The sequence below is a fragment of the Pseudoalteromonas sp. S3260 genome (assembly GCF_005886925.1).
GTDB lineage: Bacteria > Pseudomonadota > Gammaproteobacteria > Enterobacterales > Alteromonadaceae > Pseudoalteromonas > Pseudoalteromonas tetraodonis.
In genome coordinates, this window is sequence record NZ_PNCV01000051.1 from 13,929 (window position 1) to 40,232 (window position 26,304).

General features: G+C 40.2%; 22 protein-coding genes. 14 read left to right on the forward strand and 8 right to left on the reverse strand.

Annotation, left to right across the window (positions count from 1 at the left end; translation table 11 throughout):
- Positions 1 to 54 precede the first annotated feature (54 nt).
- The 3 genes from CWC14_RS09825 to CWC14_RS09835 are packed head-to-tail and all read right to left on the reverse strand — an operon-like array spanning position 55 to position 1,665.
- The gene (locus CWC14_RS09825; protein WP_138562660.1) at positions 55 to 1,074 is read right to left on the reverse strand and encodes an MBL fold metallo-hydrolase; all 1,020 of its coding nucleotides are present in this window, start codon (positions 1,072 to 1,074) and stop codon (positions 55 to 57) included.
- A 55-nt stretch (positions 1,075 to 1,129) separates the two neighbouring features.
- Positions 1,130 to 1,435 carry a cell division protein ZapA gene (locus CWC14_RS09830; RefSeq protein WP_138562662.1) on the reverse strand — a complete coding sequence of 102 codons (306 nt, stop codon included), beginning with the start codon at positions 1,433 to 1,435 and terminating at the stop codon, positions 1,130 to 1,132.
- Complete coding sequence (locus tag CWC14_RS09835) at positions 1,435 to 1,665, reverse strand: hypothetical protein (protein WP_008466311.1); 231 nt, start codon at positions 1,663 to 1,665, stop codon at positions 1,435 to 1,437. Before CWC14_RS09835 ends, CWC14_RS09830 begins: the two co-directional genes overlap by 1 nt.
- A 238-nt stretch (positions 1,666 to 1,903) precedes the next feature.
- Here CWC14_RS09835 and CWC14_RS09840 point away from each other — a divergent pair, with 238 nt between their 5' ends.
- Complete coding sequence (locus CWC14_RS09840) at positions 1,904 to 2,743, forward strand: 23S rRNA (adenine(2030)-N(6))-methyltransferase RlmJ (protein WP_138562664.1); 840 nt, start codon at positions 1,904 to 1,906, stop codon at positions 2,741 to 2,743.
- A gap of 69 nt (positions 2,744 to 2,812) precedes the next feature.
- Here the strand turns inward: CWC14_RS09840 and CWC14_RS09845 are convergent, their stop codons facing one another.
- Positions 2,813 to 3,619 (reverse strand): META domain-containing protein, encoded by an 807-nt coding sequence (locus CWC14_RS09845; RefSeq protein WP_138562666.1) that lies wholly within the window; start codon positions 3,617 to 3,619, stop codon positions 2,813 to 2,815.
- Between the two features lie 135 nt (positions 3,620 to 3,754).
- Positions 3,755 to 4,321, reverse strand: coding sequence for a PhnA domain-containing protein (locus tag CWC14_RS09850; protein WP_076921864.1), 567 nt, complete (start codon positions 4,319 to 4,321; stop codon positions 3,755 to 3,757).
- 265 nt (positions 4,322 to 4,586) lie between these two features.
- On the opposite strand from CWC14_RS09850, the gene CWC14_RS09855 reads away from it, so the two are divergent.
- The 6 genes from CWC14_RS09855 (at position 4,587) to CWC14_RS09885 (ending at position 13,594) form a co-directional block, all read left to right on the forward strand.
- Positions 4,587 to 5,894: an EAL and HDOD domain-containing protein gene (locus tag CWC14_RS09855; protein WP_008466316.1), complete on the forward strand. Its 1,308-nt coding sequence runs from the start codon at positions 4,587 to 4,589 to the stop codon at positions 5,892 to 5,894.
- 19 nt (positions 5,895 to 5,913) lie between these two features.
- Positions 5,914 to 6,522: a paraquat-inducible protein A gene (locus CWC14_RS09860; RefSeq protein WP_138562668.1), complete on the forward strand. Its 609-nt coding sequence runs from the start codon at positions 5,914 to 5,916 to the stop codon at positions 6,520 to 6,522.
- Positions 6,523 to 7,054: 532 nt separating this feature from the next.
- Positions 7,055 to 8,380: a TolC family protein gene (locus tag CWC14_RS09870; protein WP_138562670.1), complete on the forward strand. Its 1,326-nt coding sequence runs from the start codon at positions 7,055 to 7,057 to the stop codon at positions 8,378 to 8,380.
- On the forward strand, positions 8,370 to 9,869 hold the full coding sequence (locus tag CWC14_RS09875; protein WP_138562672.1) for an efflux RND transporter periplasmic adaptor subunit: 1,500 nt from the start codon (positions 8,370 to 8,372) through the stop codon (positions 9,867 to 9,869). Before CWC14_RS09870 ends, CWC14_RS09875 begins: the two co-directional genes overlap by 11 nt.
- Positions 9,870 to 9,877: 8 nt before the next feature.
- A complete protein-coding gene (locus tag CWC14_RS09880) occupies positions 9,878 to 12,994 on the forward strand; it encodes an efflux RND transporter permease subunit (protein ID WP_138562675.1) in 3,117 nt (1,038 codons plus the stop codon).
- Positions 12,995 to 13,138: 144 nt separating this feature from the next.
- Positions 13,139 to 13,594 (forward strand): hypothetical protein, encoded by a 456-nt coding sequence (locus tag CWC14_RS09885; RefSeq protein WP_138562677.1) that lies wholly within the window; start codon positions 13,139 to 13,141, stop codon positions 13,592 to 13,594.
- A 70-nt stretch (positions 13,595 to 13,664) separates the two neighbouring features.
- Here CWC14_RS09885 and CWC14_RS09890 read toward each other — a convergent pair whose 3' ends face one another.
- The gene (locus CWC14_RS09890) at positions 13,665 to 14,171 is read right to left on the reverse strand and encodes a glycine cleavage system transcriptional repressor (protein WP_013465996.1); all 507 of its coding nucleotides are present in this window, start codon (positions 14,169 to 14,171) and stop codon (positions 13,665 to 13,667) included.
- Positions 14,172 to 14,527: 356 nt separating this feature from the next.
- Here CWC14_RS09890 and CWC14_RS09895 point away from each other — a divergent pair, with 356 nt between their 5' ends.
- The 7 genes from CWC14_RS09895 (at position 14,528) to CWC14_RS09925 (ending at position 23,152) form a co-directional block, all read left to right on the forward strand.
- Positions 14,528 to 16,762 (forward strand): ABC transporter permease subunit, encoded by a 2,235-nt coding sequence (locus tag CWC14_RS09895; RefSeq protein WP_138562679.1) that lies wholly within the window; start codon positions 14,528 to 14,530, stop codon positions 16,760 to 16,762.
- A 15-nt stretch (positions 16,763 to 16,777) separates the two neighbouring features.
- The gene (pstA, locus tag CWC14_RS09900; protein ID WP_013465994.1) at positions 16,778 to 18,427 is read left to right on the forward strand and encodes a phosphate ABC transporter permease PstA; all 1,650 of its coding nucleotides are present in this window, start codon (positions 16,778 to 16,780) and stop codon (positions 18,425 to 18,427) included.
- A 19-nt stretch (positions 18,428 to 18,446) separates the two neighbouring features.
- Positions 18,447 to 19,274 carry a phosphate ABC transporter ATP-binding protein PstB gene (gene pstB / locus CWC14_RS09905; RefSeq protein WP_008114812.1) on the forward strand — a complete coding sequence of 276 codons (828 nt, stop codon included), beginning with the start codon at positions 18,447 to 18,449 and terminating at the stop codon, positions 19,272 to 19,274.
- 44 nt (positions 19,275 to 19,318) lie between these two features.
- Positions 19,319 to 20,020 (forward strand): phosphate signaling complex protein PhoU, encoded by a 702-nt coding sequence (gene phoU, locus CWC14_RS09910; protein WP_008114815.1) that lies wholly within the window; start codon positions 19,319 to 19,321, stop codon positions 20,018 to 20,020.
- A 150-nt stretch (positions 20,021 to 20,170) separates the two neighbouring features.
- Positions 20,171 to 20,845: a TIGR00153 family protein gene (locus CWC14_RS09915; protein ID WP_138562681.1), complete on the forward strand. Its 675-nt coding sequence runs from the start codon at positions 20,171 to 20,173 to the stop codon at positions 20,843 to 20,845.
- Positions 20,846 to 20,884: 39 nt separating this feature from the next.
- Positions 20,885 to 22,153 (forward strand): inorganic phosphate transporter, encoded by a 1,269-nt coding sequence (locus CWC14_RS09920; protein WP_138562683.1) that lies wholly within the window; start codon positions 20,885 to 20,887, stop codon positions 22,151 to 22,153.
- A gap of 81 nt (positions 22,154 to 22,234) precedes the next feature.
- Complete coding sequence (locus tag CWC14_RS09925; RefSeq protein WP_013465992.1) at positions 22,235 to 23,152, forward strand: hydrogen peroxide-inducible genes activator; 918 nt, start codon at positions 22,235 to 22,237, stop codon at positions 23,150 to 23,152.
- Positions 23,153 to 23,199: 47 nt separating this feature from the next.
- On the opposite strand, the gene CWC14_RS09930 is transcribed toward CWC14_RS09925, so the two are convergent.
- Complete coding sequence (locus tag CWC14_RS09930) at positions 23,200 to 23,403, reverse strand: hypothetical protein (protein WP_076921871.1); 204 nt, start codon at positions 23,401 to 23,403, stop codon at positions 23,200 to 23,202.
- Positions 23,404 to 23,590: 187 nt separating this feature from the next.
- Positions 23,591 to 26,122: an EAL domain-containing protein gene (locus tag CWC14_RS09935; protein WP_138562685.1), complete on the reverse strand. Its 2,532-nt coding sequence runs from the start codon at positions 26,120 to 26,122 to the stop codon at positions 23,591 to 23,593.
- Positions 26,123 to 26,304: the final 182 nt, after the last annotated feature.

Genomic DNA, 26,304 nt, shown 5'->3' on the forward strand with positions numbered 1-26,304 from the left:
TGTTCCTTTTTAAAAAATATATTTCCATATTTTAACACAATCCATTGTGTTCAGTTATTGACTGTTTTTAGCGCGAAGTAATCCCGATTGCAAAAATAAGTGACTTGATTTTATATCAAGTGGTTCTTGTTGGTAAGGTTTTAGTACTTCACTTGGGAATTTTTTTTGTAATTGCTCAATACTGGCTTCAGGGTTGTTTTTAACCTGCTCCGTAATCGCTTCTAAAAACGTGAGTGACTGTTTTAATTTAACTTTATCGACTAAATTGCCATGGCCAGGAACAAAAAGTGACAGCGAATTATTATTTATATATTTTTTTAATAAACTTTGCCATTGTTTAAGCTCGCCATGCCCAGGGTAGGGTAACCAATCGATGATATCACCACCAATTAAGGTTTTACCTTTGTCGGCAAGTAGTGTTAGATCGCCATTAGTATGTGCCTGATGCGGGTTTATAGTGAGTGTATAGCCACCTAAATCTAACGTTTTAGATTCACTAATACTCATTTTTGGTGGTGTTAGTTGATAATTCTGCCAGCGAAATAAGCGCTTTTTAGCGCGGGTAAGCTTTTCTCGCCATTGAACTTGCTCAGCATCGGGTAAGGTGGCTAATCGTTGATAGCTCAGCTCAATGCTTTTCTCGAATCCCTCTAGCTTGTCTGTTAAGGCTTGCTGGTAAAGCGAAAAGTCGTTAGCGACTTGTTGGTGAGTAATAAGTTTTGCGTCTGGGAAGTAATGCTGCATAACCGCCATCCCCAGTAAGTGATCGTCATGAAAGTGGGTTGCAACTAAATAACACAAAGGCGTCTTTAGACGTTGTTTTAGCTCAGTTACCAGTTGTTCTACCGCCGCAAAGTTACCACTGGCATCAACGAGTAAGGCACATTCACTGCCCTGAATTAACACTTGATTAGAGTCGTAAAAACGTAACCTATCTGGCTGCTTGATAAATTGAATATTAGCCGATAACGATTGCCACTCAACTGCTGCATTGCTTTTTGTATGTATAAATAGACAGATTAAAGGCAGTAAGCACTTACCTATTTTTTGAGCTTTACTTAAAAGTGGTTGCATCTTTTTCTCTAGCTATATTTTGACGGTAAAAACAATAAAAGCGCAAAATGCGCTTTTATTTAGTGTGCTCAGAGTTCGAGCTTAAGTACTGACTCAATTTATCAATGAGTTGATCTTGATGCTCAAGCTCAACTGATTTTTGAGTTTTCGCTTCAAGCAATTCGTGGCTTAAATTCAAAGCAGCCATAAGTAATGCTTTTTGATCGTTTCTGACAGTTGAACGTTGTTTCATTTGTTCAACTAAATCATTCAGATTTTTGGCGGCCGCTTTTAGTGCCTCTTCTTGCCCCGCAGGACAAGCAAATTGCTGCTCTTTACCAAGCAATTCAACAATGACTCGCTGGTTTTGCAGCTCAGACATTAGCTTGCCTGTTGCGCGCTTTGTAATTTATCTAACAATGATGACAAGGTGGTACTTGCATCTTTTTGTTTTTCCTCATTTTCAAGGGCTTCTAACTGCAATAACTCATTTTCATCAAGTAGCTTGCTGTTTTGCTCTTTAAGCTCTGAAATATCAGTTTGTAACTGATTATTACGGGTAATTAGTTGGTCGATCAGTTGTTCGAGTTGTTGAAGAGTGTTGTTGTTCATAAATGCGCTCATATAACTGTAATTAATGTCATGCAAATGTAAAGCAAAGTGTGTTTATTTGCCAGCATTTACGCTGGTTTTAGGTGATTTTTATTCTATGTTAAGGGATAATTCACGCTATTGGCTTTTTCATTCAGAAGCGGTTCACGTAAACCCCCGCTTTTGCTGGTATCGATTGTCAAAGTAGTGTGCTTATGGTTCACTGATTTTATTAAATAGCGTATGGTGAAAATAAATAATGCTTAGTTACAGACACTCCTTTCATGCGGGTAACCCTGCCGATGTACTTAAACATTTAGTGTTAGCGCAAGTGCTGGGTTATCAAACAATAAAAGATAAGCCGCTTGACTATATCGATACGCATTCGGGGGCTGGTTTTTTTGAGCTTGCTTCACCTGACGCGCAAAAAACCCAAGAGTACCAAGATGGCATAGAAAAACTTTGGCAACATACTAGCCAACACAGTGCCTTAAATGACTACATTGAGCTAATAAAATCATTTAATGAGAGCGCATCGCTGGCGTTTTACCCAGGCTCACCAAAAATAGCCGAGCACTTTTTACGCCGTCAAGATAAGGGCTGGTTTTTTGAGCTGCATCCGCGAGATTTAGTCTTACTTGAAGAAAACATGCAAGGTAAGCGCTCTATTCGTGTACGCGGCGAAAATGGGTTTGCGGGCTTAATTGGTTTATTACCGCCAGCCTCGCGCAGAGCCTGTGTGTTAATAGACCCGCCATATGAAATAAAAGACGATTACAATACGGTAGTACAAACCATAGTCAAAGCCCACCAACGCTTTGCGACGGGTACATATATGATCTGGTATCCGGTTGTGGACAGAGAACGTATTGATAATATGGAGCAGGGTTTAATTGACGCGGGAATTAAAAATATTCAATTATTTGAATTAGGTACCGAAGCAGATACAGAAGTACATGGTATGACCGCCTCTGGAATGATAGTGATAAATCCACCCTGGAAATTAAAACAAGTAATGGATGACGTGTTACCTGAACTAGTAAGCTTGTTGAGTAAGCCAAGTGGCTTTTATCGCAGCGAGCAGTTAGTTGCCGAATAAAAATAAATAAGCCTAGTTTAACTGGGCTTTATACTGTTCTGCTTAGATGCGGAGTATTGTTACGCTTAATTAAAAGTAAACAGCGTTAAAGGTTGCAAGTTGCTTGCCTGCCTCATTTTGTAATACTAATTTTTCACCGTTAATTTGCCATTGCGTTGCTGTTTGCAGCACACCCGCCATGGCGCTTTCTTGTTCCATATTTTCATGACACATTTTTTGCGTGGTTGCTAACTGCGTAAAAGTAACCGTTTGCTTCGATACTTCATAACTGCCATTAAAGTTATTGCACCCTAAAAAGCCGTGCACAGTGTTATCACTATTAAACTGAATAAATGGCTCTTTGGTATTTACTACAACAGGGTTGCCGTCGATTGAAACTGCTTTGAAGTAGGTATTTACTAAATCAACGTCTGGCTTTAGTGTTACTTTAGAGACAATAATTTCTAAAGGCTCTGACGAGCTAGTATCGGCAAAAGGCGAGTTATTCGTTGTGCTGGTGTATAGTAAGTTTCCTTGATTATTAATGGTTGCGCGCACGCTGTAGCGGTGAGTTGGGTCAATCTTTTCAAGGTTATACTCAAGCTCTACTTTATAAGGCGGTGCGCCTACTAAATCAATTACCTGCTCAGAAATAACGGTTGCTGCCACATCCATTTTTGACACATCAACCAAGGTAACGGTTAGCTGTGAATTAGGCGCAATTAGGCTGCGATCTAAGTAACTAACTTGCACAGGTAAGGTGGTCATTGTTTGCGCCACAGCACTATTTTTCTGCGCTGCGTCATCGTTACATGCGCTCAGCATAAGTGTGCCACTTGCTAAAAAACATAGGCCTGCAACTGACTTTAAGATTGAGTTTGGCTTTGGTGAGAACATAACAGTTCCTAGATATAATTACGGATATAAACAGTAGCATACGGCTAAGTTACTTAATCATCGCTTAACTTGTAAATACAGCCAATACAGAAAGTCGAGATATAAAAAAAGGCGCTAGGCGCCTTGATTTATTACTTATTTTTTTACGTATTTAGTTAAAATTACAATACGTTGTCCATCAACACGTCCTTCAATATGTTCAGGGTTGCTGGTTAAGCCAATATTGCGCACGGCTGTACCGCGCTTTGCTGTTAAGCTGCTACCTTTCACATCTAAATCTTTTATTAACGTGACGGTGTCGCCAGCTTGTAGTACTACACCATTGCTATCAATGTGTTTAATATCATCATCTTCAGCAAGCGCTTGCTGCGCCCATGTTAATGTGTCTTCTTCAAGGTAAATCATATCTAGCGCGTCTTGTGCCCATCCGTTATCAGCTGCTAACTGAGTCAGCATGCGATAAGCAACAACTTGTACCGCAGGTGTTTGACTCCACATACTGTCATTTAAGCAATGCCAATGGGTCGGGGTTAAATCGCTATTGCCTTCAATTTGATCTTTACATGTTTGACAGGTGTAGATACATTTATCTGAATGAGCTTCGGTAACAGGAGGAACTTCGTATACAGTTAGGTCGTCTGTTGCTGCGCAGAGTTCGCATTGGTTACTGCTACGTTCTATTAAGGCTTGTTCAATGCTCATATAAGGGACTCTTTTTTGTGAGTTTATAAAAAATTAATAATCGCATTATACCTTATAACCATAACCTTTGGGTATGCTTAGAGCAGTTGTAAACTCAAAAACCCTATAAAAAATGAGGATACTAATAATTCTGCTCTAGGGTTATAAATTTAGTCTTATTTGTTTGTTTTTAATCTAATTAAAATTGCAGCAAGTCTTTAAAGTTTCACTATACTGGTTAAATAATAAAAAATAATGATGACATCACTGTTAAGTAGGAAGATTAATGCCAAATAATCTAGAGGTAAAAAATTCATCTATTTTGGTCACTCAATATATTGCTAGGCAACCAATTTTTGACGGTGATAAAAGTATTTTTGCTTATGAATTGCTCTATCGAGATTCAGTTAATAATGCCTTTCCTGCGGGAACAACCGACGGGCAGGCCACTGGGCGACTTTTTTTTAATGCGTTAATGCTGGTTGGGGTGGAAAAGCTGGCGCTCAATCAAACTGCGTTTATTAATTTATCGAGCGAGGGGCTTTTAGAGGATTTGCCTAAATTATTACAGCCTGAGAATACTGTAATTGAAATTGTTGAGCGTACTGAAAATATAGAGCTTGTTGTTGAGAGAGTGATAGAGTTAAAAAAAGCAGGGTATGTATTTGCGTTAGATGACTACGACTCACATAAAAAATGGCAACCATTACTCAGTTTGGTTGATTATATTAAGCTTGAAGTTGAAGAACCTGTAATAAAAACCAGCATGTTGCTGAAAAAGCTCAAACGCAATTTTCCTAACATTAAAATAGTGGTTGAGCGAATTGAAACCTATGATGAATTTAGGCAGCTTAAAGAGGCTGGATGCGATTACTTTCAAGGGTTCTTTTTTGCACATCCGGAAATGTTAAGTTACAACAGTATCGAACCTCTAAAAATGGCTGTTTTAGACTTACTGCGTTGCACATCCCGCACAGATTTAGACTTTAATGAAATTAATCAACGCATTTCTAAAGATGTCGGTTTGACTGCACGCGTCCTAAAACTAGTGAATACTCGCTCTGCTAATAAAAATTTAGTGATAACGTCTATTCCTCAGGCGGTTGTTTATTTAGGGGAAGATTCTATTAGAAAGTTTGTACGAGTATTGGCGCTAAGCGAACTTGGCTCAGACAAGCCCAGTGAACTTACTCGTTTAGGCTTATGTCGAGCGCAGTTTATGCAAATAATTTTAGAACCAGGCGGAAAAGTCATTGCAGAGCAAGGCTATTTAGTCGGCTTGATGTCGGTGCTTGATGCTATTTTAGATATGGAACTGGAAGCTATTGCCAAAGAGTTTAGTTTAGGGGCTGAGTTATCTGGTGCACTATTAAGTTTTGAAGGCATGATGGGTCATTCTTTACATTTAATAAAAGCGGTAGAGGAAGATAATTGGCAATTGGCTAAAAAGTTGTTAGAGACTATTCGACCTGCATCAAATATAGAGCTGGTGTATACAGCCATGTTAGATGCACGCCAATATGCGGATGAGTTATTAGCCACCATTATTGAGCAGACTAACGCAAAACGTTTGGGTATGATTGGCACATATTGATTTTACTTAGTATTACACCATGCGTTTATTTTTACCTATCACGACTATTTTAATTGCCTTAGCTTTATTGATCCCCGGGGTGACCCAGCCAGTGCTGAGTATGGAAGGCAAAATTGATAAGTCTAAACTTGCTGAGGCGGGCATTGAAATGCTGGCAGATGAAGGGAATCAAAACACCCGTAATATGCTAATGATGGTCTCGAGTATGTTGGGGTTAGACAAACTTGAAGGTGAGATCAGCGCTTATCAAAAAACGCGTAGTATTTGGGGCACCGTTAACGAACTGGCCGATAACAAAAACTACTTAGTGGCGATATTAGTGGCGTTTTTTTCAATAGTGATCCCAACTATTAAGCTGTTGCTTCAATTGTTTTATTGTGCACTGAAGGAGACTTCGTTTAAGTACAAGCTTGGTAAAGTGATAATTGGCTTAAGTAAATGGAGTATGGTGGATGTGTTTGTTATTGCATTAATCGTGGCTTACATGGCTGGTAATGCAAACGCGAACTCAGAAGACTTACTTAATATGCATGCTGAGTTTGGTACTGGTTTTTGGTATTTTACCAGCTATTGCCTGTTCGCTATTGCGGCTAGTAGCTTGATAAAGCCAGTGGTAAAAACCAGTTAATGATTGAGTTTTAAAGCCAGTTACCATAAACTTTAAATGTTTATTTATTTTTAGGTTAATTCATTGCAACAGTATTTACTGTATTTTACTCACGCTAACTTTGCTACTCACTTTTGTGGGTCAAGCCGTTGCGTCTGTATCTATGGTATGTGATGTGCCGCATATGAACATGGCAACCCATGCATCGATGCAGCGGCGATGAGTGACGACACTGATACAACAACCATGTCTATGGATTGCTGTAGTGAGCAAAGCACGTTAAGTCAAGATTGCAGTTGCCCGATGAGTGCTTGTAATTCGCATTCGGCCTTGCATGTAAACTCGCTATTTATAGCTTCCAAATTACCCCCTGAAAAAGTGCACCTTGCTGTCATGCAGCGCAAACCTAATTTTGCACGATCTCTTTATCGTCCTCCTATGCCTGCATAACCGCAGGATAGGTGTGTTTAAAATCTAGTCATTTAGCTTTTTGTCATCTATCTGCTTAAAAAATTAATCGTTTTTTATTTTTGAATTTTAAGTGGAGCAAGTGATGAATCACTTCGCAGTATTAAAAGCTGTTTTTGTGAGCAGCTTATTGAGCATTAGTCTCTCTGTACACAGTGCTGAACTGAGTTTAAATGAGGCAATTAACTATGCCTTAAACCATGAGCCTTGGCTTAAAGCCAGCAAACAAAAACAAACATCAATTGAAGCAAAAAGTATTGCCGCAGGTACCTTACCTGATCCGGTACTCACGCTAGGACTAATGAACTTACCCACTAATGGTTTTGCTTTTGATCAAGAGAATATGACCCAATTTAAAGTAGGAATTAGCCAATCGTTAAGCCGAGGCGATAGTTTAGCATTGCAGCAAAAAGCACTGTCTCAGTCGGCTGCGGCAGAGCCTTGGATTCGTAAAGATAGGCTCGCGCAGGTAAAAACCACAGTGACCGAGTCATGGCTCAATGCGTTCAGAGCGCAGCGAACTATTGCACTTATTGAGCAGGACAAAGCCTTGTTTACTCAGCTCATTGATATTACAGAATCAAGCTATGTAAGCTCGGTGGGTAAAACACGCCAACAAGATATTATTCGTGCGCAATTAGAGCTAACCCGCCTTGAAGATAAACTAATGCAACTTGATCAACAGCTACAAGGTGCTAAAAAGCGGTTAACACAATGGTTGCCCATCGACATGCTAAGCCAGCCTGTTGGTGAGGACTTTTCACAGGTTTCAGCGTTAAAAAACTACACGGAATTAGAGTTTCAGCAATTAATGGCATTGCTATTAAAGCACCCCGCTATTATGGCGATTGATAATGCAATAGAGGCAAAGCAAACTCAAATCAGTGTGGCTGAGCAAGGCTATAAACCGCAAATTGGTGTGAATATGGGATATGGTTATCGCGATGATATGCCAATGGGGGGCTCGCGAGCCGACCTTTTCTCTGTAGGAGTGAGTATAGATTTACCGCTATTTACCGATAATCGCCAAGACCAACTCGTTAATGCCGCTGTTGCTGATAGCGAAGAGGCAAAAACACAAAAATTAATTGCCCTTAAAAAGCTAAAAGGAATGTACTTTAAGGAAGTCAGCCAACTAACACGATTAAGTCAGCGAGCAGCGCTCTATAAAACTAAATTATTGCCGCAAATGGCCGAGCAATCCCAAGCTACCCTTAATGCCTACACCCGCGATGATGGTAATTTTTCGGATGTGATGCAAGCGCGGATCAGCGAATTAAATGCCAAAATAGACGCACTTAATATTCACGTTGATCAAAAAATTATTATTGCACGGTTAAATTATTACGCCAGTGCTGATGACGCCAGCTTAAAGAACTTAACACAACAGGAGCTAACCTATGAATACTAATTTAAAATTGTCATTGGTGGCTATATGCAGTGCATCGCTGACGGCCGGGGTGTTATTGAGCTTGCCAGCTGAGCACACTATGCCAAGCAATGACAAAACCAGTAGTAAAAAAGAGCCGCTTTATTGGGTGGCACCAATGGACAGTAATTATCGTCGTGATGAACCGGGTTTATCACCTATGGGTATGGATTTAGTGCCTGTTTATGAAGAGTCAGACAGTGATGTAAATGAAGGCCCCGGCAGTGTTAAAATTTCACCTACCGTGATCAATAACTTAGGTGTACGCACGGCACCGGTGGAGTTTGCAGCGCTGGAAAATGAAGTCAACACGGTAGGCTATGTACAGTATAACCAAGACCAGCTCATTCATATTCATCCGCGGGTAGAGGGCTGGGTAGAGACATTATATGTGAAGGCAGCAGGCGATCAGGTTAAACAAGATGAGCCACTTTATACCTTGTATTCACCGCAATTAGTTAATGCCCAAGAAGAGTTTGTTTTAGCGTTAAAGCGCAATAATCCGGTGTTAATTCGGGCGGCTAAAGCACGTTTAAAATCGCTTAATGTGTCTGAGGGTTTTATTTCACGCTTACAAAAAAGTCAGCAAGTGCTACAAAATATTACTTTTTATTCTCGCCAAGGTGGCGTTGTTGATGAGCTTAATATTCGTGAAGGGTTTTACGTTAAACCAGATACATCAATGATGAGTATTGCTCAGCTTGACGAAGTGTGGGTTGAGGCTGAGGTATTTGAACGCCAAGCTGAGCTGATCCGTGTTGGCTTGCCTGTAACCATGACACTCGATTATTTAAGTGGTCAACGTTGGCAAGGGCAAGTGGATTATATTTACCCTACCTTAGATGCTAAAAATCGTACTTTAAGAGTACGTTTGCGCTTTGATAACCAAGGCCATCAGTTAAAGCCTAATATGTTTGCTCAAGTCAGTATTCATAGTCAAGTAGCTGAAAAACAGTTAATCGTACCTAAAGAAGCTGTTATTCGCACTGGTAGCCAAAACCGTGTTGTAGTTGCACTTGGGGATGGTCGTTTTAAATCGGTCGAGGTAACTTTAGGGCGAAGTGATGCGGCTAATACCGAAATTTTATCGGGTGTTATGGCTGAAGATGAAGTGGTTACTTCTGCGCAGTTTTTAATTGATTCAGAGTCGAGTAAAAGCTCTGACTTTAAACGTATGCAAGCAGTTTCGCATAACAGTATGCAAATGAGTGATGCCAACCCAAATACGGCAACTGTAAATGGAGTAATTAATAGTATTGATGCTAATAATCGTATTGTGAATATTAGCCGTGAAGCGATTGAAAAGTGGGGGCGCGGACCTGCAACTATGGACTTTGTGTTAGCAAAAAATGTAACCATTGAGGCGTTTAAGCTAAATGATGAAGTTAGATTTACCTTTAGTATTGAGCAAGGTGAGTTTGTGATCCATACAATGACTTCTGTGCATGCTATGCACAGTCAGCACGAGTAGGAGTGGTTATGATTACTGCAATTATTCGCTGGTCTGTTGTTAATCGTTTTTTTGTACTGTTACTGACCGCAATACTTATTGGTGGCGGCTTGTATGCTGTAAAAAACACCCCAGTAGATGCCTTACCCGATTTATCTGATGTACAGGTTATTGTTAAAACATCTTACCCTGGGCAAGCGCCGCAAGTAGTGCAAGATCAGGTCACATTTCCTATAACCACGGCGATGTTATCGGTACCAGGGGCGCAAACAGTTCGCGGTTTTTCGTTTTTTGGTGACTCCTACGTGTATGTTATTTTTGACGAAGACACCGATTTATACTGGGCGCGAAGTCGTGTTCAAGAATATTTAAGTCAAGTATCTGCGCGTTTACCCAATACGGCAATTGCAGAGCTTGGCCCCGATGCCACAGGAGTTGGTTGGGTGTATTTATATGCACTCACTGATACCACAGGTAAGCATGACCTAAGCCAGCTACGCAGTTTACAAGATTGGTTTTTAAAGTTTGAACTGCAAACTGTGCCTGGTGTATCCGAAGTAGCATCAGTAGGAGGCATGGTGAAACAATACCAAGTTAACGTACAGCCCGATAAGTTACGTGCTTATGGTATTCCGCTAAGCCTTATTCAAACTGCCATTAAGCAAGGCAACCAAGAAATGGGGGCATCAGTTGTTGAAATGGCAGAAGCCGAATACATGGTTACCAGCACTGGTTATGTAAAAAGTGTGGCTGATTTAGAAGCGATTCCTTTAGGTATAAACGCTAACGGTACTGCACTACAGTTACGTGATGTTGCTAATGTGCGTTTAGGTCCTCAAATGCGCCGTGGTGTTGCCGAGCTTAACGGCGAAGGCGAGGTGGCTGGTGGCGTAGTGGTTATGCGCTTTGGTGAAAACGCGCAAAAAACCATAGAGCTCGTCAAAGCTAAATTGGAGTCACTTAAAAAAGGCCTGCCTGAGGGGGTTGAAATTGTACCTGTGTACGATCGCTCTCATTTAATAAAAGACGCAGTTGATAACCTCACCTCTAAATTGATGGAAGAGCTTATTGTAGTGGCTATAGTGTGTGTGGTGTTTTTATTCCATGTGCGCTCATCGCTGGTGGCTATTATTACCTTACCGTTAGGCATACTCACCGCTTTTATTATTATGCATTGGCAGGGGATTAACGCCAATATCATGTCATTGGGCGGGATTGCTATAGCGATAGGTGCCATGACCGATGGTGCGATTGTGATGATTGAAAACATGCATAAACACATGGAGAAAAAACCGCTGACCGATGAAAATCGTTGGCAAGTGGTGATTGATTCTGCCAGTGAAGTAGGGCCTGCATTATTTTTTAGCTTATTAATCATTACAGTTAGCTTTATGCCGGTGTTTATTTTAGAAGCTCAAGAAGGGCGAATGTTTGCGCCATTAGCGTATACAAAAACCTATGCAATGGCAGCTTCTGCTGGATTAGCAATTACCTTAGTACCCGTACTGATGGGGTACTTTATTCGCGGTAAGGTGATATCTGAAAATAAAAATCCGGTAAACCGTTTACTGGTAAATAGTTATAAGCCGCTGTTAAATATAGTCTTAAAATTTCCAAAAAGCACCTTGCTGATTGCGCTAGTTATCACTTTAGTGGGCTTTTATCCGGTAAATAAAATAGGCAGTGAGTTTATTCCACCTCTTGATGAGGGGGATTTAATGTATATGCCAACCACTTACCCTGGGATTTCTATTGGTAAAGCGCGCGAGCTATTACAGCAAACCGATAAGCTGATTGCCACTGTGCCCGAGGTGAAAACCGTATTTGGTAAAATTGGACGAGCGGAAACGGCAACCGATCCGGCACCACTCACCATGATTGAAACCTTTATACAGTTTAAGCCTAAAGATCAGTGGCGCGAGGGCATGACCACCGAAAAGCTCAAACAAGAGCTGGATGCTTTAGTAAAATTTCCAGGACTCACAAACGCTTGGGTAATGCCTATCAAAACGCGAATAGATATGCTGGCTACGGGGATTAAAACCCCAGTGGGTATAAAAGTCGCGGGCCCTAATTTGAATGAGATTCAAAAAATAGGTCAACAAATAGAGGTGTTACTTAAAGATCTTCCCGGTACGGCGTCTGTTTATTCAGAGCGTGTAGCGGGTGGACGTTATATTAAGGTAGATATTAACCGTGAAAAAGCAGCGCGCTACAGTTTAAATATTGCTGATGTGCAACAAGTAGTCGCAACCGCCATTGGGGGAATGAACGTGACTGAAACGGTTGAGGGTCAAGAGCGCTACCCGGTTAATCTTCGTTATCCGCAAGCGTACCGTGACTCCCCTGAAGAACTGATGCTTTTACCTATTGTTACTCCAACGGGTCAACGTATCGCACTTGCTGATGTGGCGGATGTATTTATTAGTGATGGCCCTCCTGGCATAAAAAGTGAAAATGCCCGTTTAAATGGTTGGAGCTTTATTGATATTAAAGATACAGATATTGGTAGTTATGTAGCAAATGCTCAGCAATTACTAAACGAGCAGCTAATTTTACCCGCAGGGTATTCTATAACTTGGGCAGGGCAATATGAATATATGGAGCGTGCCAAAGCCAAACTGAGTTATGTGTTGCCGCTTACCTTAGCCATTATTGTGGTACTGCTTTACCTGAATTTTAGAAGCTTCACTGAAGTCTTTATTATTATGGCGACATTACCACTGGCGATGATAGGTGGCATTTGGCTAATGTACTTAGAAGGCTTTAACTTCTCTGTTGCTGTGGGGGTCGGCTTTATTGCCCTTGCTGGGGTGGCCGTAGAAATAGGCGTTATAATGTTGGTGTATTTAAACCAAGCGTATAAAGCGCAAGTAGAGGCCGCCGCTCAATTAGGAAAAAGCATGAGTATTGAGCAGCTTAAGCACGCCATATTAGAAGGCGCCGGTTTGCGCGTTCGCCCTGTAATGATGACGGTAGCAACCATAGTGATTGGCCTGTTACCTGTTTTATATGGCACAGGCACGGGGAGTGAAGTAATGAGTCGAATAGCCGCCCCCATGGTTGGCGGTATGTTTAGCGCCATTGTTTTAACATTGCTGGTATTGCCTGCTGTGTATTTATTATGGCGAAAGCGAAACCTATAATTTTTACACTGGTTGTGTAACTTGTACTGTAAAAAATCAGTGCAAGTTACCCATCTTTACTTTACCTGCTGATTTTATTGTGTTTTTTATTGGCATGATTTACGCATCTATTTAATCATTAGGGTTAAATAGTAAGGAACGCACATGCAAGTTAAAACAATCCAAGAAGTGTTCGATTGGACCGTTCAATTTCACACACAAATGGCCGCTAATTTTTTTAGTGTAAAGGACCTACTCGGGGAGCATAACAAACAGCTAATTGATTATTGTGTTGAGTATGAAAAAAAGCTCGCTGAGGATTTAATTGGCTTTAAAGCCATCACGCAAATAAACACATTAGATACGTATTGTTATGAATATTTTTCAGATCACTCAGAAATTATTAACTTTACTGATTTAGATCGCAGTAACCAGTTAGATGAGCAAGTAATTCAAGAATATTTATCAAAGCAGCATCAAAAAGTATTGAACGCATATAGTTATTTGGCTGATAAAGCACAATCACCTGAGGCTCAAGAAAAACTAAGTGAGCTGTTGCAACTTGAAGAGCAAGGATTAAAGCAAATGATACAAAGCATTAATCGTCATTCAGATATGTAGCAACAAGTGTTACGCATAAAAAAGGCGCTGTAATAAGCGCCTTTTTCGTATGTAAAATAATAGAGCACATTTAACTTTGCTCTACATCAACCACTAAGTCACTCGTAATTGACTCAAGTGCGTTAATTACTTCGTCTTTGTTAAGCCCATTAGGCAGGCTAACGGTGGCAACGGCACTAAAAATTGGCACCCCCCAGTTTGGCGCACTTTGCTGCCTTGAGTTTAAGTTCGTAATATTAGCGCCTTTATGACGAATAACACTTGCCAACTCCTGGACAATACCGGGACGATCGTTCCCGGTGATCACAAAATTAAGCTGCTCGAGTTCAACAGGCTCAATTTCGGTGTTGCCTTTTTCAATACGGACATCTAATTTAGGAAGCCCATTAAGCGCATCTTGAAATGCCTGTAAATGCTCTTCAGCCACCTCAACTTGTATAATGCCAGCAAAGTGGCCAAGCAAATGACTTAAATTACTGCTTAACCAATTACCGTGGTTTTCCAATATAACCGATGAAATACTTTCTACTAAACCGGGGCGATCTTCCCCTAAAATGGTTATTACCAACTGCTTCATAATAGTTCTCTTTTTAAGCCCAAATGAAAAAATAAATGCATAGGCATTAAGTGATGCGATCTAATGTATGTGATTCTTAATGTATGTAAAAGCTAACCACAAAAGGATTGTTATATCTTAATAGGTTACTTTATTATTGTTATATTAGATGCCCATTGAGTATTGTCTTGGATAAATAGTTTGTCCAATTAATAATTGATTTAGTTTATTAATAACACATAAATAAATACGATTATTTAATAAAACAATACTTTAATGTTATTTTGTGGTTCCAGTAAAGAATTATTACGACTGTAACATTACTGTCACTTTGATGAAATATAATGCGCCCAACGTTAAGATATAAGGGTGTTTTGATGACTTCAAATCCGAATAAACCGACTTTTAATACGGATCGAAGCCGTCTATTTAAAGACCGGTTTGCTAAGTTTGGCATAACCGCAGGCGGTATAATGGTATTAATAGCACTGCTATTGATCTTTTTTTACCTTCTTTATGTAGTGCAGCCTATTTTCGAGTCAGCTAAAGTTGAAAAGCGCGCTAGCTTTAATGTTGCTAATGCTGAGCAAATAGTTGGGCTTGGTGTTGAAGAACAAACTGAGGTTGCTTACTTACTTGATAATCAAGGTCTAGTTAACTTCTATAGTGTTGATAAAGCAAACTTTGGTAAAAAACTAAAAACACTTAATGCCACTTTACCTGCGAAGGTAACCAGCTTTGCAAATAGTGCTCCTTTTCAAGGTCATTATGCGTATGGCTTAGAAAATGGCACCGTGACTATTGTTGCGCCTAAGTTTTTAGTCACCTTCCCTAATAATGAACGCAAATTAAGCCCGCGTTTAGGTTATCCATTGGGTGAGATGGCGTTAGAAGTTGATGAACAAGGTGCTGCTATTAAGCGTTTTGCCTTTAGCCATTATGAGGACAAAACAGCCGTTGTGGCACTTACCGCTGATAAACGTGTGGTATTTAGCAGCTTTGTAGCCGAAGAAAATATGTTTACCGGTGAAGTCGAATGGCAAGTTGAACGTACCGAATTGAACGTTGATGGTCGCGTAGATGAGTTATTAATGTCGCCGGATACCACCCGCACATTTGTTCGCTCTGCTAATCAAATTTACGTATTCGATACTCGCTACCCAAGTGAAGTAGAGCAAATCCAATTATTATCTGCCAACGAAGAAAACGCTAATATTATGTCATCACAATTATTAGCTGGCGCAAACTCCCTGATGCTGGCCAATGATAATGGTGAAATATCGCAGTGGTTTGAAGTAAACACTGACTCAGGTCGCGAGTTTCAAAAAATTCGTTCGTTTGAAACCACCAAGCAAAGTAAGTTAAATATTTTTACTGAGTTTTACCGTCGCACCTTTTTTACAACCGGTCAAAATGGTGAGCTAGGTGTTTATTACACAACCAGTGAAGCAAAGTTGTGGCAAGGTAAAGTCAGTGAAGGTGCAATTGAACAGTTTGCTATTGCTCCGCGTTCAAATGCCGCGCTGATTTTGGCTGATAACAAGCTAACGGTATTAGAAATTCATAACGAACACCCAGAAGTAACGTGGTCAGCGCTTTGGCAAGAAGTATGGTACGAGGGTTACCCTGAGCCGGGTTATATTTGGCAATCAACGTCTGCAAGTGATGATTTTGAATCTAAGTTCTCACTGGTACCAATTTCATTTGGTACTTTAAAGGCTGCTATGTATGCAATGTTATTTGCTGTGCCTATTGCTATTTCAGCCGCTATTTACACCGCTTACTTTATGTCGAGCGAATTACGTCGCGTGGTTAAGCCGACCGTTGAAATAATGGAAGCTTTGCCAACGGTAATACTCGGCTTTTTAGCTGGCTTGTGGTTAGCGCCTTTAATTGAAGAGCACCTGCCGGCTATTGTTGGCTTACTCGTATTACTGCCATTAGGTATTTTAGCAACCGCTTTAGGTTGGACTAAATTACCAGCAGCTATTCGCCATAAAATTCCTGAAGGCTCACATTCAATTTTATTAATTCCTGTGGTGTTATTTATTGGTTGGTTGTCATTTGCGATGAGCGAAAGTATTGAACTGTGGATGTTTGATGGCAATGTGCGTCAATACTTAACCAATGAGCTTGGTATGACTTTCGATCAGCGTAACTCGCTTGTGGTTGGTATTGCGATGGGCTTTGCGGTTATTCCCACTATCTTCTCAATTGCGGAAGATGCGGTATTCAGCGTTCCTAAGCATTTATCCAATGGATCGTTAGCATTAGGTGCAACGCAGTGGCAAACGCTAATTCGCGTGGTGTTACTTACGGCTAGCCCAGGTATTTTCTCTGCGGTCATGATGGGGTTAGGTCGCGCCGTAGGCGAAACCATGATTGTACTGATGGCAACCGGTAATACGCCGATTATGGATTGGAGTGTTTTCCAAGGTATGCGTACCTTAGCCGCTAATATTGCCGTCGAAATGCCAGAGTCGGAAGTGGGGAGTTCGCATTATCGAATTCTATTCTTAGCCGCCTTTGTATTATTCATATTTACCTTTATTTTCAACACCGTTGCTGAATTTGTTCGTCAGCAGCTGCGTGAAAAATATAGCTCAATGTAAGTGGAGAAACACGACATGGTAAAGCAGTGGTTTAGGTCTGGTTCTCCTTGGATTTGGATGACCGGTGGTGCCGTCAGCATCAGTTTAATTTCAGTAATTGGTTTACTCGCCATGATTGCATGGAAGGGATTAAGCTTTTTTTGGCCATCTCAAGTTATGCAATATGAGCTTGAAGGCTCGATTACTAAACAAACCGTTATTGGTGAAATTTACGACCGTGAATTAGTACCTAAGTCGCGTTTAGCGGCAACCGGTATTGATGTTTCTAAATTTGAAAAAGACGAGGTTGAGCGTTTACTAATTAAAACCGGTAACCGTGAGTATGTAGATTTAGACTTTCGCTGGATACTTGAAACTGATATTACACAAAGCTCAGCACCAAAAGCACTCGCGGTATTTGAGCGTAGCAAAAACGGTAACTTTTACGGTTATGTAGAATCAGTAATCAAAGACGGTGAAACAATAACTACAGATAAAGTTGAAACATTACATGATCTTGTAGAGCGTGCGGTTGACTTAAATGACGAAGCACTGGATTTACAAAATGGTGATATTGGTCATATAAACTACGAGTTAGAGCGTTTACGTTTACAGGAAAAAGCCTATTTGCTTGATAACGAGCTAACTGATGAGCGCGTAGCTGAACTTGCTCAAGCCCGTGCTGATTTACGTGCGCAATATGGTGAGCTTGAAAAAGAGTTATTTGCACTGCGTAACCAAGCTAAGCGTGACCAAGTAACTGTGAAAGATATGCGTGGTGAGATTGTTACTATCCCGCTTTATCAAGTGTTGGATGTATGGTTTCCAAACGATATGGGCTTTTTTGCTAAACTAGGCCATTACTTTGTGCAGTTAGGCAAGTTTGTTTCAGATGACCCACGTGAAGCCAATACCGAAGGCGGTGTATTTCCTGCTATCTTTGGTACTGTATTCATGGTGATGTTAATGGCTGTGATTGTGACGCCATTTGGTGTGGTTGCCGCCATTTATTTGCATGAATATGCAGCTAAAAACGCAATTACTAAAATGATCCGTATTGCGGTTATTAACTTAGCGGGTGTTCCGTCTATTGTATATGGTGTATTTGGCTTAGGCTTCTTTGTTTATATGGTTGGTGGTAGTGTTGACCAATTATTTTATCCTGAGTCATCGCCTACGCCTGTATTTGGTACACCCGGTGTGATGTGGTCGGCACTCACCTTGGCTATATTAACTCTGCCTGTAGTAATTGTGTCAACCGAGGAAGGTTTATCTCGTATTCCAAGCACAGTACGTGATGGTTCATTAGCACTGGGCGCGACTAAGGTAGAAACGTTATGGCGAATCATTATTCCTATGGCCAGCCCTGCTATTATGACGGGGTTAATTTTAGCGGTTGCTCGTGCTGCGGGTGAAGTTGCACCGCTTATGCTGGTGGGTGTGGTAAAAATGGCACCAACGTTGCCGCTTGATGGTAACTTCCCTTACATACACTTAGATAGAAAGTTCATGCACTTAGGTTTTCATATTTACGATGTTGGCTTTCAAAGCCCTAACGTTGAAGCGGCGCGTCCGCTGGTATATGCAACGGCCTTTTTGTTAGTGTCGGTTATTATTACCCTTAACATCACCGCCATTGGTATACGTAACCATTTACGTGAAAAATTCAGATCGCTTGAGCATTAATTTAGTATAGGTAACAAACATGATTACAGTCGCTCCAAAAGTAAACCAAGCAAAGCCAAGCTTGAAGTTAGATTTAAATAATTTAACAGACGAACAAAAAGCGCTAGAAATTAAAGATCTCGACCTTTACTACGGTGATAAACAAGCACTGAGTAAAGTAAATATGAACATTCCGAAAGGCCAAGTAACGGCATTTATCGGTCCGTCGGGTTGTGGTAAGTCAACTTTGCTGCGTTGTATTAACCGTATGAATGACTTGGTTGATATTTGTCGCATAGAAGGCGAAATAATGCTGCACGGGCAAAATATTTACGACAAAAGCGTAGATGTTGCTGCGCTTCGTCGCAATGTTGGCATGGTGTTTCAGCGTCCAAACCCGTTTCCTAAATCAATCTACGAGAATGTGGTTTACGGTCTTCGCCTGCAAGGGATTAAAGAAAAGCGTAAGCTTGATGAAGTGGTAGAGCAATCGCTACGTGGTGCGGCTCTTTGGGATGAAGTAAAAGACAGACTTCACGATAGCGCATTTGGTTTATCGGGCGGTCAGCAGCAGCGTTTAGTTATTGCTCGCTCAATTGCGATAGAGCCAGAAGTATTATTACTTGATGAACCAACATCAGCACTCGACCCGATTTCAACTTTAGTGATTGAAGAACTAATTAATGATTTAAAGAATAAATTTACTGTGGTTATTGTTACTCATAACATGCAACAAGCAGCGCGGGTATCTGATCAAACCGCGTTTATGTATATGGGTGAGCTCATTGAGTATTCAGATACCAATACCTTATTTACCACACCAACGAAGAAAAAAACTGAAGATTATATTACCGGACGCTACGGCTAGTCGGGTTAAAACGCTAAAACAATGAATTATTAAAGAAGGTCATTATGGAACACAACATTAATAAACATATTTCTGGTCGTTTTAACCAAGAGTTAGAAGATGTGCGAAACCATGTACTGAGTATGGGTGGGTTGGTTGAGCAACAACTTAATAGCGCGCTTGATGCAGTTAGCAAAAACGATGCGGTATTGGCACAAAAAGTACGTGAAAACGACTACAAAGTTAATGCAATGGAAGTCAGTATTGATGAAGATTGCACCCGTATTATTGCTAAGCGTCAACCGGCAGCCAGTGATTTACGTTTAGTAATTGCAATAGCAAAAACCATTGCTGATTTAGAGCGAATTGGTGATGAAGCTAAGCGAATTGCTAAAGTTGCACTAGACTCATTTACTAAGGATCAACAAGATTTATTAGTAAATATTGAAAATATGGGTCGCCAAGTATCTAAAATGCTGCATGACGTTTTAGATGCATTTGCACGTATGGATGTGCAACGTGCGTTTGAAGTGCATAAAGAGGATGCTAAAGTAGATAGAGAATATGAAGCTATCACCCGTCAAATAATGACGTACATGATGGAAGATCCGCGCTCAATTCCAAAAATTATGGATTTAGTATGGTCTGTTCGCTCATTAGAGCGTATTGGTGATCGTTGTCAAAACATCGCTGAATATGTCATTTATTTTGTAAACGGTAAAGATATTCGTCATACATCTCAAGAAGATATTGAAAAATCACTGTAGTGATACGAATAACTAGAAAATAAGAAAGGCAGTAATACACTGCCTTTTTTATTTTTTGTAAATAATTGAATGAGAAAAAGCGTTCACAATCTAGCTTAATGCTGTAAAATTCACGCTGAACAGCATATTGAATTGATTAAAGGGTCAGTTATGCCAACAAATTTTTTAGGTGTTTTTGCAAAATCACCTATAAAACCAATAGAAGAACACATCAGAAAAGCGCATCAAGCAAGCGAAAGTTTGATACCTTTTTTTAATCATGTTTTTAAAGAAGAATGGCAACAAGCTGAAGAGCTACGTTTAACTATTCGTAATTTAGAACGTGAAGCCGATGAAATGAAAAGAACTATACGCTTACAACTACCTGGCGGATTATTCATGCCGGTAGAGCGTACAGACCTTCTCGAATTAGTAACCCAACAAGACAAAATTGCTAATAAGGCAAAAGACATTACTGGGCGTGTAATTGGTCGTGAGATGATCATACCAAAAGAGATTCAAGAAGACTTTTTGGCGTATGTAACTCGTTGTGTTGATGCAACAAAACAAGCATCTAAAGCGATTAATGAATTAGAAGAATTGTTAGAAACGGGCTTTAAAGGCAGAGAAGTTACTCTGGTTGAAAAAATGCTCGTAGAATTGGATGCCATAGAACAAGACACGGATGAAATGCAAATTAGAATACGCCGCCAACTACGTAAAGTAGAAAGTGAGCTAAATCCAGTAGATGTAATGTTTTTATACAAAATCATTGAATGGGTTGGCGAGCTAGCAGATATTGCAGAGCGCGTAGGATCACGTCTTGAGCTGATGTTAGCTCGTTAATTTAAAATCAGTTCAAACACGAAAGATTAAGGTTACACAATGGATATCATTGCATCTTACGGCACGGTATTAATTTTAATTGCCGCAGCAGTCGGCTTTTTTATGGCTTATGGTATTGGCGCAAATGACGTTGCCAACGCGATGGGTACATCAGTAGGCTCAAAAGCACTTACCATTAAACAAGCGATTTTTATCGCGATGATTTTTGAGTTTGCAGGTGCTTATTTAGCCGGTGGTGAAGTAACATCAACAATTCGTAAAGGGATTATTGATGCGGCCCCATTTGCCGACATTCCTGAATTGATGATTTTAGGTATGATCGCCTCTTTATTTGCCGCGGGCAGTTGGTTATTAATGGCCTCGTTTTTAGGTTGGCCGGTATCGACGACTCATTCAATCATTGGCGCTATTATTGGCTTTGCTCTGGTTGCAGTAGGCACAGAGGCTATTCAATGGGGTAAAGTTGCCGGTATTGTAGGTAGCTGGGTTGTAACGCCGGCGATATCAGGTTTTATAGCGTACTTAATATTTATGAGTGCGCAAAAGCTGATATTTGATACAGACGCTCCACTTAAAAATGCCAAGCGCTTTGTACCAATATACATGGGTTTAGCTGGCTTTATTATGGCACTTGTGACCATTAAAAAAGGCTTAAAGCACATTGGTATTAATTTAGGTACCTTTGAAGGTTTTGCTATTTCTATAGGCATAGCGGTACTAGTTGCTGTTATTGGTAAAATTGCGATTTCTCGTTTAAATATCGATCCTAAAGCGGATAGAGAAATGCAGTTTAACAATGTAGAAAAAGTGTTTGCAGTACTTATGGTGCTAACAGCCTGTTGTATGGCATTTGCTCATGGTTCTAATGATGTTGCTAATGCAATTGGACCACTAGCTGCTGTTGTAAACATTGTTGAAAATAATGGTGAAATCGCGAAGAAAGCGGCTATTGCTTGGTGGATATTACCACTGGGTGGTTTAGGTATTGTTGCCGGTCTTGCTATTTTAGGCAAAAAAGTAATTAAAACCATTGGTGAAGGAATTACACATTTAACACCAAGCCGTGGTTTTGCTGCTGAATTAGCCGCTGCATCTACCGTTGTTATTGCATCGGGTACAGGCTTACCTATCTCAACCACACAAACCCTAGTGGGTGCCGTGTTGGGTGTAGGTATGGCACGTGGTATTGCCGCACTTAATATGGGTGTAATAAGAAATATTGTAGTTTCTTGGGTAATTACATTGCCAGTTGGTGCTGCCCTTGCTATTGTTATTTTCTACGTACTAAGAACCGCTTTTGGGGTTTAATAAAAAGTACTTAAAAGACTTTTAGCTTGAAAAGATCTCAACGCCCTTGGTGTTGGGGTCTTTTTATTTGTGGAAAGAAAAATGACCAATCTCCCTAGTATAAAGCAGCTACAGTATTTATTAGCTGTGCATCAGCATCAACATTTTGGCCGCGCAGCAAGTGCCTGCTTTATTGGCCAGTCAACGCTGAGCACCGCAATTCAAAACTTAGAAGAGACCTTAGGGTGTCAGCTTATAGAACGAGAAAATCGCAGCCTTATGTTTACCACCATTGGTGAAGAGGTTGTTGAGCGTTCAAGAAAAATCATTAACGACACTATTAGCTTAAAAGAGCTTACCAAAAGCTTTTTAACGCCGCTTAGCGGCACATTAACGGTAGGTGTTATTCCCACGATTGCGAGCTTTATTGCAGCGCCTCTTTATCACTTTTGTCAGCAAACGTTTGCTGACTTAGAGTTAGTTTTAGTGGAGGACACCAGCGACAAGCTACTTGATAAGTTAGAGCATGGGCAAATTGACTTGGCACTATTAGCGCTGCCCTACGAAACCGATAAATTTCATACTCAAGTACTTGCACAAGATCATTTTAGCTTAGTGCACCATAAAGACTACACACCAGCTAAAGGCATTGAAGACTTCAATTTACTACCAGAAGCGAGTGTATTTTTACTTGAGCGAGAGCACTGTATGACAGGGCATGCGCTCAGTGCGTGCCATTTAAACCGCTCTAGCTGTATAAATCCCTTTGAGGCAGCTAGCTTACATACTTTATTGAGTATGGTTGAGTATAAACTTGGCGTGACTTTTTTACCGCAAATGGCGATTAACGCGGGTATTTTAGAAAACAAAAACATGCTTGCTACGCCATCACAAGGTGATGCCTATCGTGATATTGGTGTACTGTGGCGCAAAACAACGGGGCGGATTCGTGACTTTAAATTGTTTAGCCAACAGTTAGAGGTCTTTTTGAAAAAGCAGTGCAGTGTTGATTTTAAGTAACGTAAAAAAAAGCGTATTAGAGATAATACGCTTAATAACACAGGGAATTAAAGTGGCTGCTTGTGCTGGCCATGGTGGCTCTCTAGAGGCGGTAAAAACAATAAGTAAACCCACACAACAATATTGAAGTAAGGCACCAGTCCAAGCATTGTAAAGGTTTTTACAGGGTAGCCTTTAATCTGAGCATACTTGTAACATTGAAGCGCAATAGCAAAGTGTATAAACAATAATAACGTGATTAGTTGCGTCATAAACATCCTCCTTATGACCAAATGTCCATCTTTAAGAGTATAGACATCTAGACGATAAGAAATAAAGATGTCATGTAAAATCAAGGTGATCACTTGATTTTCATGACATTGTGCTGCCGATAAACAAAGTATAGGTTAGATGGGCAATTTTGGTAGTAATAAATTGCTTAAATTTGTTTATTAATGTTTATAGTGATGTGAGGGTATCTTGATAAAAAATAGGGTTGTTCTTTATTTTTTCTAATTCAATCAGTACCTTGTCGATAGGGACAGGGCGAGCAATAAAATAGCCTTGCCCGTAGTCTACGCCTATTTCTTTGAGTGCAAAAAATACTTCAGCGGTTTCCACATATTCAGCCACAGAGCGCTTATCTAGTGACCGACTGATGTCATTTATAGCTTTTACTAGTGCTAAATCAATGGAGTCGTTAAGCATATCGCGGACAAATGAGCCGTCAATTTTTACATGTTGGGCTGGTAATTGTTTAAGATAATTAAAGGTACTAAATCCGGTACCAAAGTCATCAATCGAAAAGTGGCAGCCTAAATTATTTAACCGTTCAATCATTTTACGAGTGGCAGCCAAATTATTAATGCTAGCCGATTCGGTTATTTCAAAAATAATTTTTGACGGAGGCACTTGATATTTTTCGAGGCTCGACTCTATTAACGGCAGTAAACGCTCATCTAAAAATGATTGTGCCGATAAATTTATTGCAACCTGAAGAAGCTCTGGGTGCGCAGCAACACTTGCAATACTGTTACGAATAACACATTGATCCATTAAAAAGGTGTCGTTAAGCATTTCCAATGAGGGAATAAATTGATTTGGGTAAATAAGTTCGTCGTCGAGCTTTAATCTCAGTAGTACTTCAAAGTAAGCAACCTGATTAGTTTTAAAATCCCAAATGGGTTGATAATGAAGTTCTATACTGTCTTGTTGTAGAGCTTGGCGTACGCCATGGCCCCATTCTAAGCCCGTTTGCAGCGCATTGTTTTCACCATCTTGTTTTGAATAACAATGTACTAAGTTACGGCCTAAATTTTTAGCAATATATAACGCAATATCTGATTGCTTTAAACATTCATTTGGGTCGCAGTTATCAGCAGTAATTTGTGTTAAGCCAATAGAGCAGCTAATTGAATACACTTGATCTTCTGACTTAAATTGGTTGCCCTCAATGGCACTACAAATCCTCTGTGCAATTAAATGTGCGTCTAATAAATTGGTGTTTTTAAGGATCACCGCAAACTCATCGCCACCCACACGGCAGATCAGGTGCTCATTACTAATATTGGCAATAAACAGTTGTGCCACTTCTTTTAAAACAATATCGCCTTGTTGATGGCCTTTACTGTCGTTGATTATTTTAAAGTGATCAAGATCGATATAAATCAGCGCATGCTCAATATTTGCATAGGTATTTTCGTTTTGACAAATATAGTTAAGTTGTTGGTCAAAATAATAACGATTGTGTAGCCCTGTTAAGGTGTCATGCAGGGCTAAATGGCGTAATTGCAACTCTGCTTGTTTGCGCTCATGAATGTTATCGAGTGTGGCAGTGATAGTGGCATTGTTGCTGCTATTTTTTATTAACTGAAGCCGACATTCGACCCATACTGAGTTACCGTTTTTTTGGCTCAGTTTAACTTCTATTTTTTGTTTGTTCGCGCCACCTTGTAAAATATCATCAATGGTTGATTGTAATGACTGTTTATATTCTGTGGTGCAAAACGCAGTGAGTGGTTGTTGTAAGGTCGACTTAACTCCAAAACCACTTAGAGATTCCCACGCCGGGTTTATAAAGCGAATATTTCCTTGCTGATCTAGTTCAAGTACAACCGTGTTTAAGTGCAATAAAATACGCTGATGCGCTGAAAATAGGTCGCGATATTTTACTTCACTAACACTTAACTGCTGCACTTTGTTAGCAAACTCAGCATAGCTCACCATAAAGTCTTCACGACGCGCTGCATGATCACAGACTTTATTCAAAAATGAAGGATCGTAAGGGGCGCGAATAAAGTCGGTAACACCAGAAAGTAATAACTGCTCAGCGTAATCAGCATCGTTTTTATCAATAATAGTAACAATGGCTTGCTGAGGGTTATGCTGCAAAATCTTTTCTACTAATTGATTTGAGCTCTCAGCTTGTGCTGCAGTGGCATCAAGTAGCACGATAGCAAACGACTGTTGATTATAGGCACTGAGCGCGGCTTTTTCAGTTGTGACATGGGTGATAGCAAAGTTAAGTTTTAATTGCTCACTCATATCATTTGCCCTGCTGGCAAAGGGTTCTAATAACAACAGGTTTAAGCGACTACTTTTTTCTAAATGGCTCGACAACACATTTGCGAGTATTTGCGGCAGAATATCTTGGCGTTCAAAAGGCAGTACCGCATCTATGCCATAACTTCGTGCAGTAGTCTCGGCGATACGCTCACAATAAATGGGCGGAATAAGTAAAATAGGCGTATTTTTCGGCGTGTTAAGTAAACCAGAGCGGATCATACGTGAAAACCGCCAGCCATCAATTTTACCTACATCTAAGCCGGTTATGATTATATTTACGCTTTGGTTCTTTAAGATTTTTAACGCATCTTGGCTGTCTGAGGCTTCAATAAACTCAAACACACCAAGCCTCTCCAGCGTAGCGCGTATAGTCTGGCGCTCATCATTACTTGTATTTAATATTAGCAATTTAAGCTGTTTTGCCACTTAGATACCACTCCGAGAAATGCAGATCTTAAAACTGTAAGAGTAATGATATTTAGCCATAAGAACAAGCGTATTTAAACGCTATTTTAAATGTAGTTCATTGATAGCTAATTAGGGAGAATATAGGGGTTATCTTGAGCTTCATTAGTAATAGTTAAATGCCCAAACCACCTCAAAATGCA

Excerpts from the sequence above, each read along its gene's own strand:
- pstA (WP_013465994.1), top strand. The coding sequence starts at position 16,778 with ATGGTAAAGCAGTGGTTTAGGTCTGGTTCTCCTTGGATTTGGATGACC.
- CWC14_RS09860 (WP_138562668.1), top strand. The coding sequence starts at position 5,914 with ATGCGTTTATTTTTACCTATCACGACTATTTTAATTGCCTTAGCTTTA.
- CWC14_RS09825 (WP_138562660.1), bottom strand. The coding sequence starts at position 1,074 with ATGCAACCACTTTTAAGTAAAGCTCAAAAAATAGGTAAGTGCTTACTG.
- CWC14_RS09895 (WP_138562679.1), top strand. The coding sequence starts at position 14,528 with ATGACTTCAAATCCGAATAAACCGACTTTTAATACGGATCGAAGCCGT.
- CWC14_RS09890 (WP_013465996.1), bottom strand. The coding sequence starts at position 14,171 with ATGAAGCAGTTGGTAATAACCATTTTAGGGGAAGATCGCCCCGGTTTA.
- CWC14_RS09870 (WP_138562670.1), top strand. The coding sequence starts at position 7,055 with ATGAATCACTTCGCAGTATTAAAAGCTGTTTTTGTGAGCAGCTTATTG.
- CWC14_RS09875 (WP_138562672.1), top strand. The coding sequence starts at position 8,370 with ATGAATACTAATTTAAAATTGTCATTGGTGGCTATATGCAGTGCATCG.
- CWC14_RS09925 (WP_013465992.1), top strand. The coding sequence starts at position 22,235 with ATGACCAATCTCCCTAGTATAAAGCAGCTACAGTATTTATTAGCTGTG.
- pstB (WP_008114812.1), top strand. The coding sequence starts at position 18,447 with ATGATTACAGTCGCTCCAAAAGTAAACCAAGCAAAGCCAAGCTTGAAG.
- CWC14_RS09850 (WP_076921864.1), bottom strand. The coding sequence starts at position 4,321 with ATGAGCATTGAACAAGCCTTAATAGAACGTAGCAGTAACCAATGCGAA.
- CWC14_RS09855 (WP_008466316.1), top strand. The coding sequence starts at position 4,587 with ATGCCAAATAATCTAGAGGTAAAAAATTCATCTATTTTGGTCACTCAA.
- CWC14_RS09930 (WP_076921871.1), bottom strand. The coding sequence starts at position 23,403 with ATGACGCAACTAATCACGTTATTATTGTTTATACACTTTGCTATTGCG.
- CWC14_RS09880 (WP_138562675.1), top strand. The coding sequence starts at position 9,878 with ATGATTACTGCAATTATTCGCTGGTCTGTTGTTAATCGTTTTTTTGTA.
- CWC14_RS09830 (WP_138562662.1), bottom strand. The coding sequence starts at position 1,435 with ATGTCTGAGCTGCAAAACCAGCGAGTCATTGTTGAATTGCTTGGTAAA.
- CWC14_RS09885 (WP_138562677.1), top strand. The coding sequence starts at position 13,139 with ATGCAAGTTAAAACAATCCAAGAAGTGTTCGATTGGACCGTTCAATTT.
- phoU (WP_008114815.1), top strand. The coding sequence starts at position 19,319 with ATGGAACACAACATTAATAAACATATTTCTGGTCGTTTTAACCAAGAG.
- CWC14_RS09835 (WP_008466311.1), bottom strand. The coding sequence starts at position 1,665 with ATGAACAACAACACTCTTCAACAACTCGAACAACTGATCGACCAACTA.
- CWC14_RS09840 (WP_138562664.1), top strand. The coding sequence starts at position 1,904 with ATGCTTAGTTACAGACACTCCTTTCATGCGGGTAACCCTGCCGATGTA.
- CWC14_RS09915 (WP_138562681.1), top strand. The coding sequence starts at position 20,171 with ATGCCAACAAATTTTTTAGGTGTTTTTGCAAAATCACCTATAAAACCA.
- CWC14_RS09845 (WP_138562666.1), bottom strand. The coding sequence starts at position 3,619 with ATGTTCTCACCAAAGCCAAACTCAATCTTAAAGTCAGTTGCAGGCCTA.
- CWC14_RS09920 (WP_138562683.1), top strand. The coding sequence starts at position 20,885 with ATGGATATCATTGCATCTTACGGCACGGTATTAATTTTAATTGCCGCA.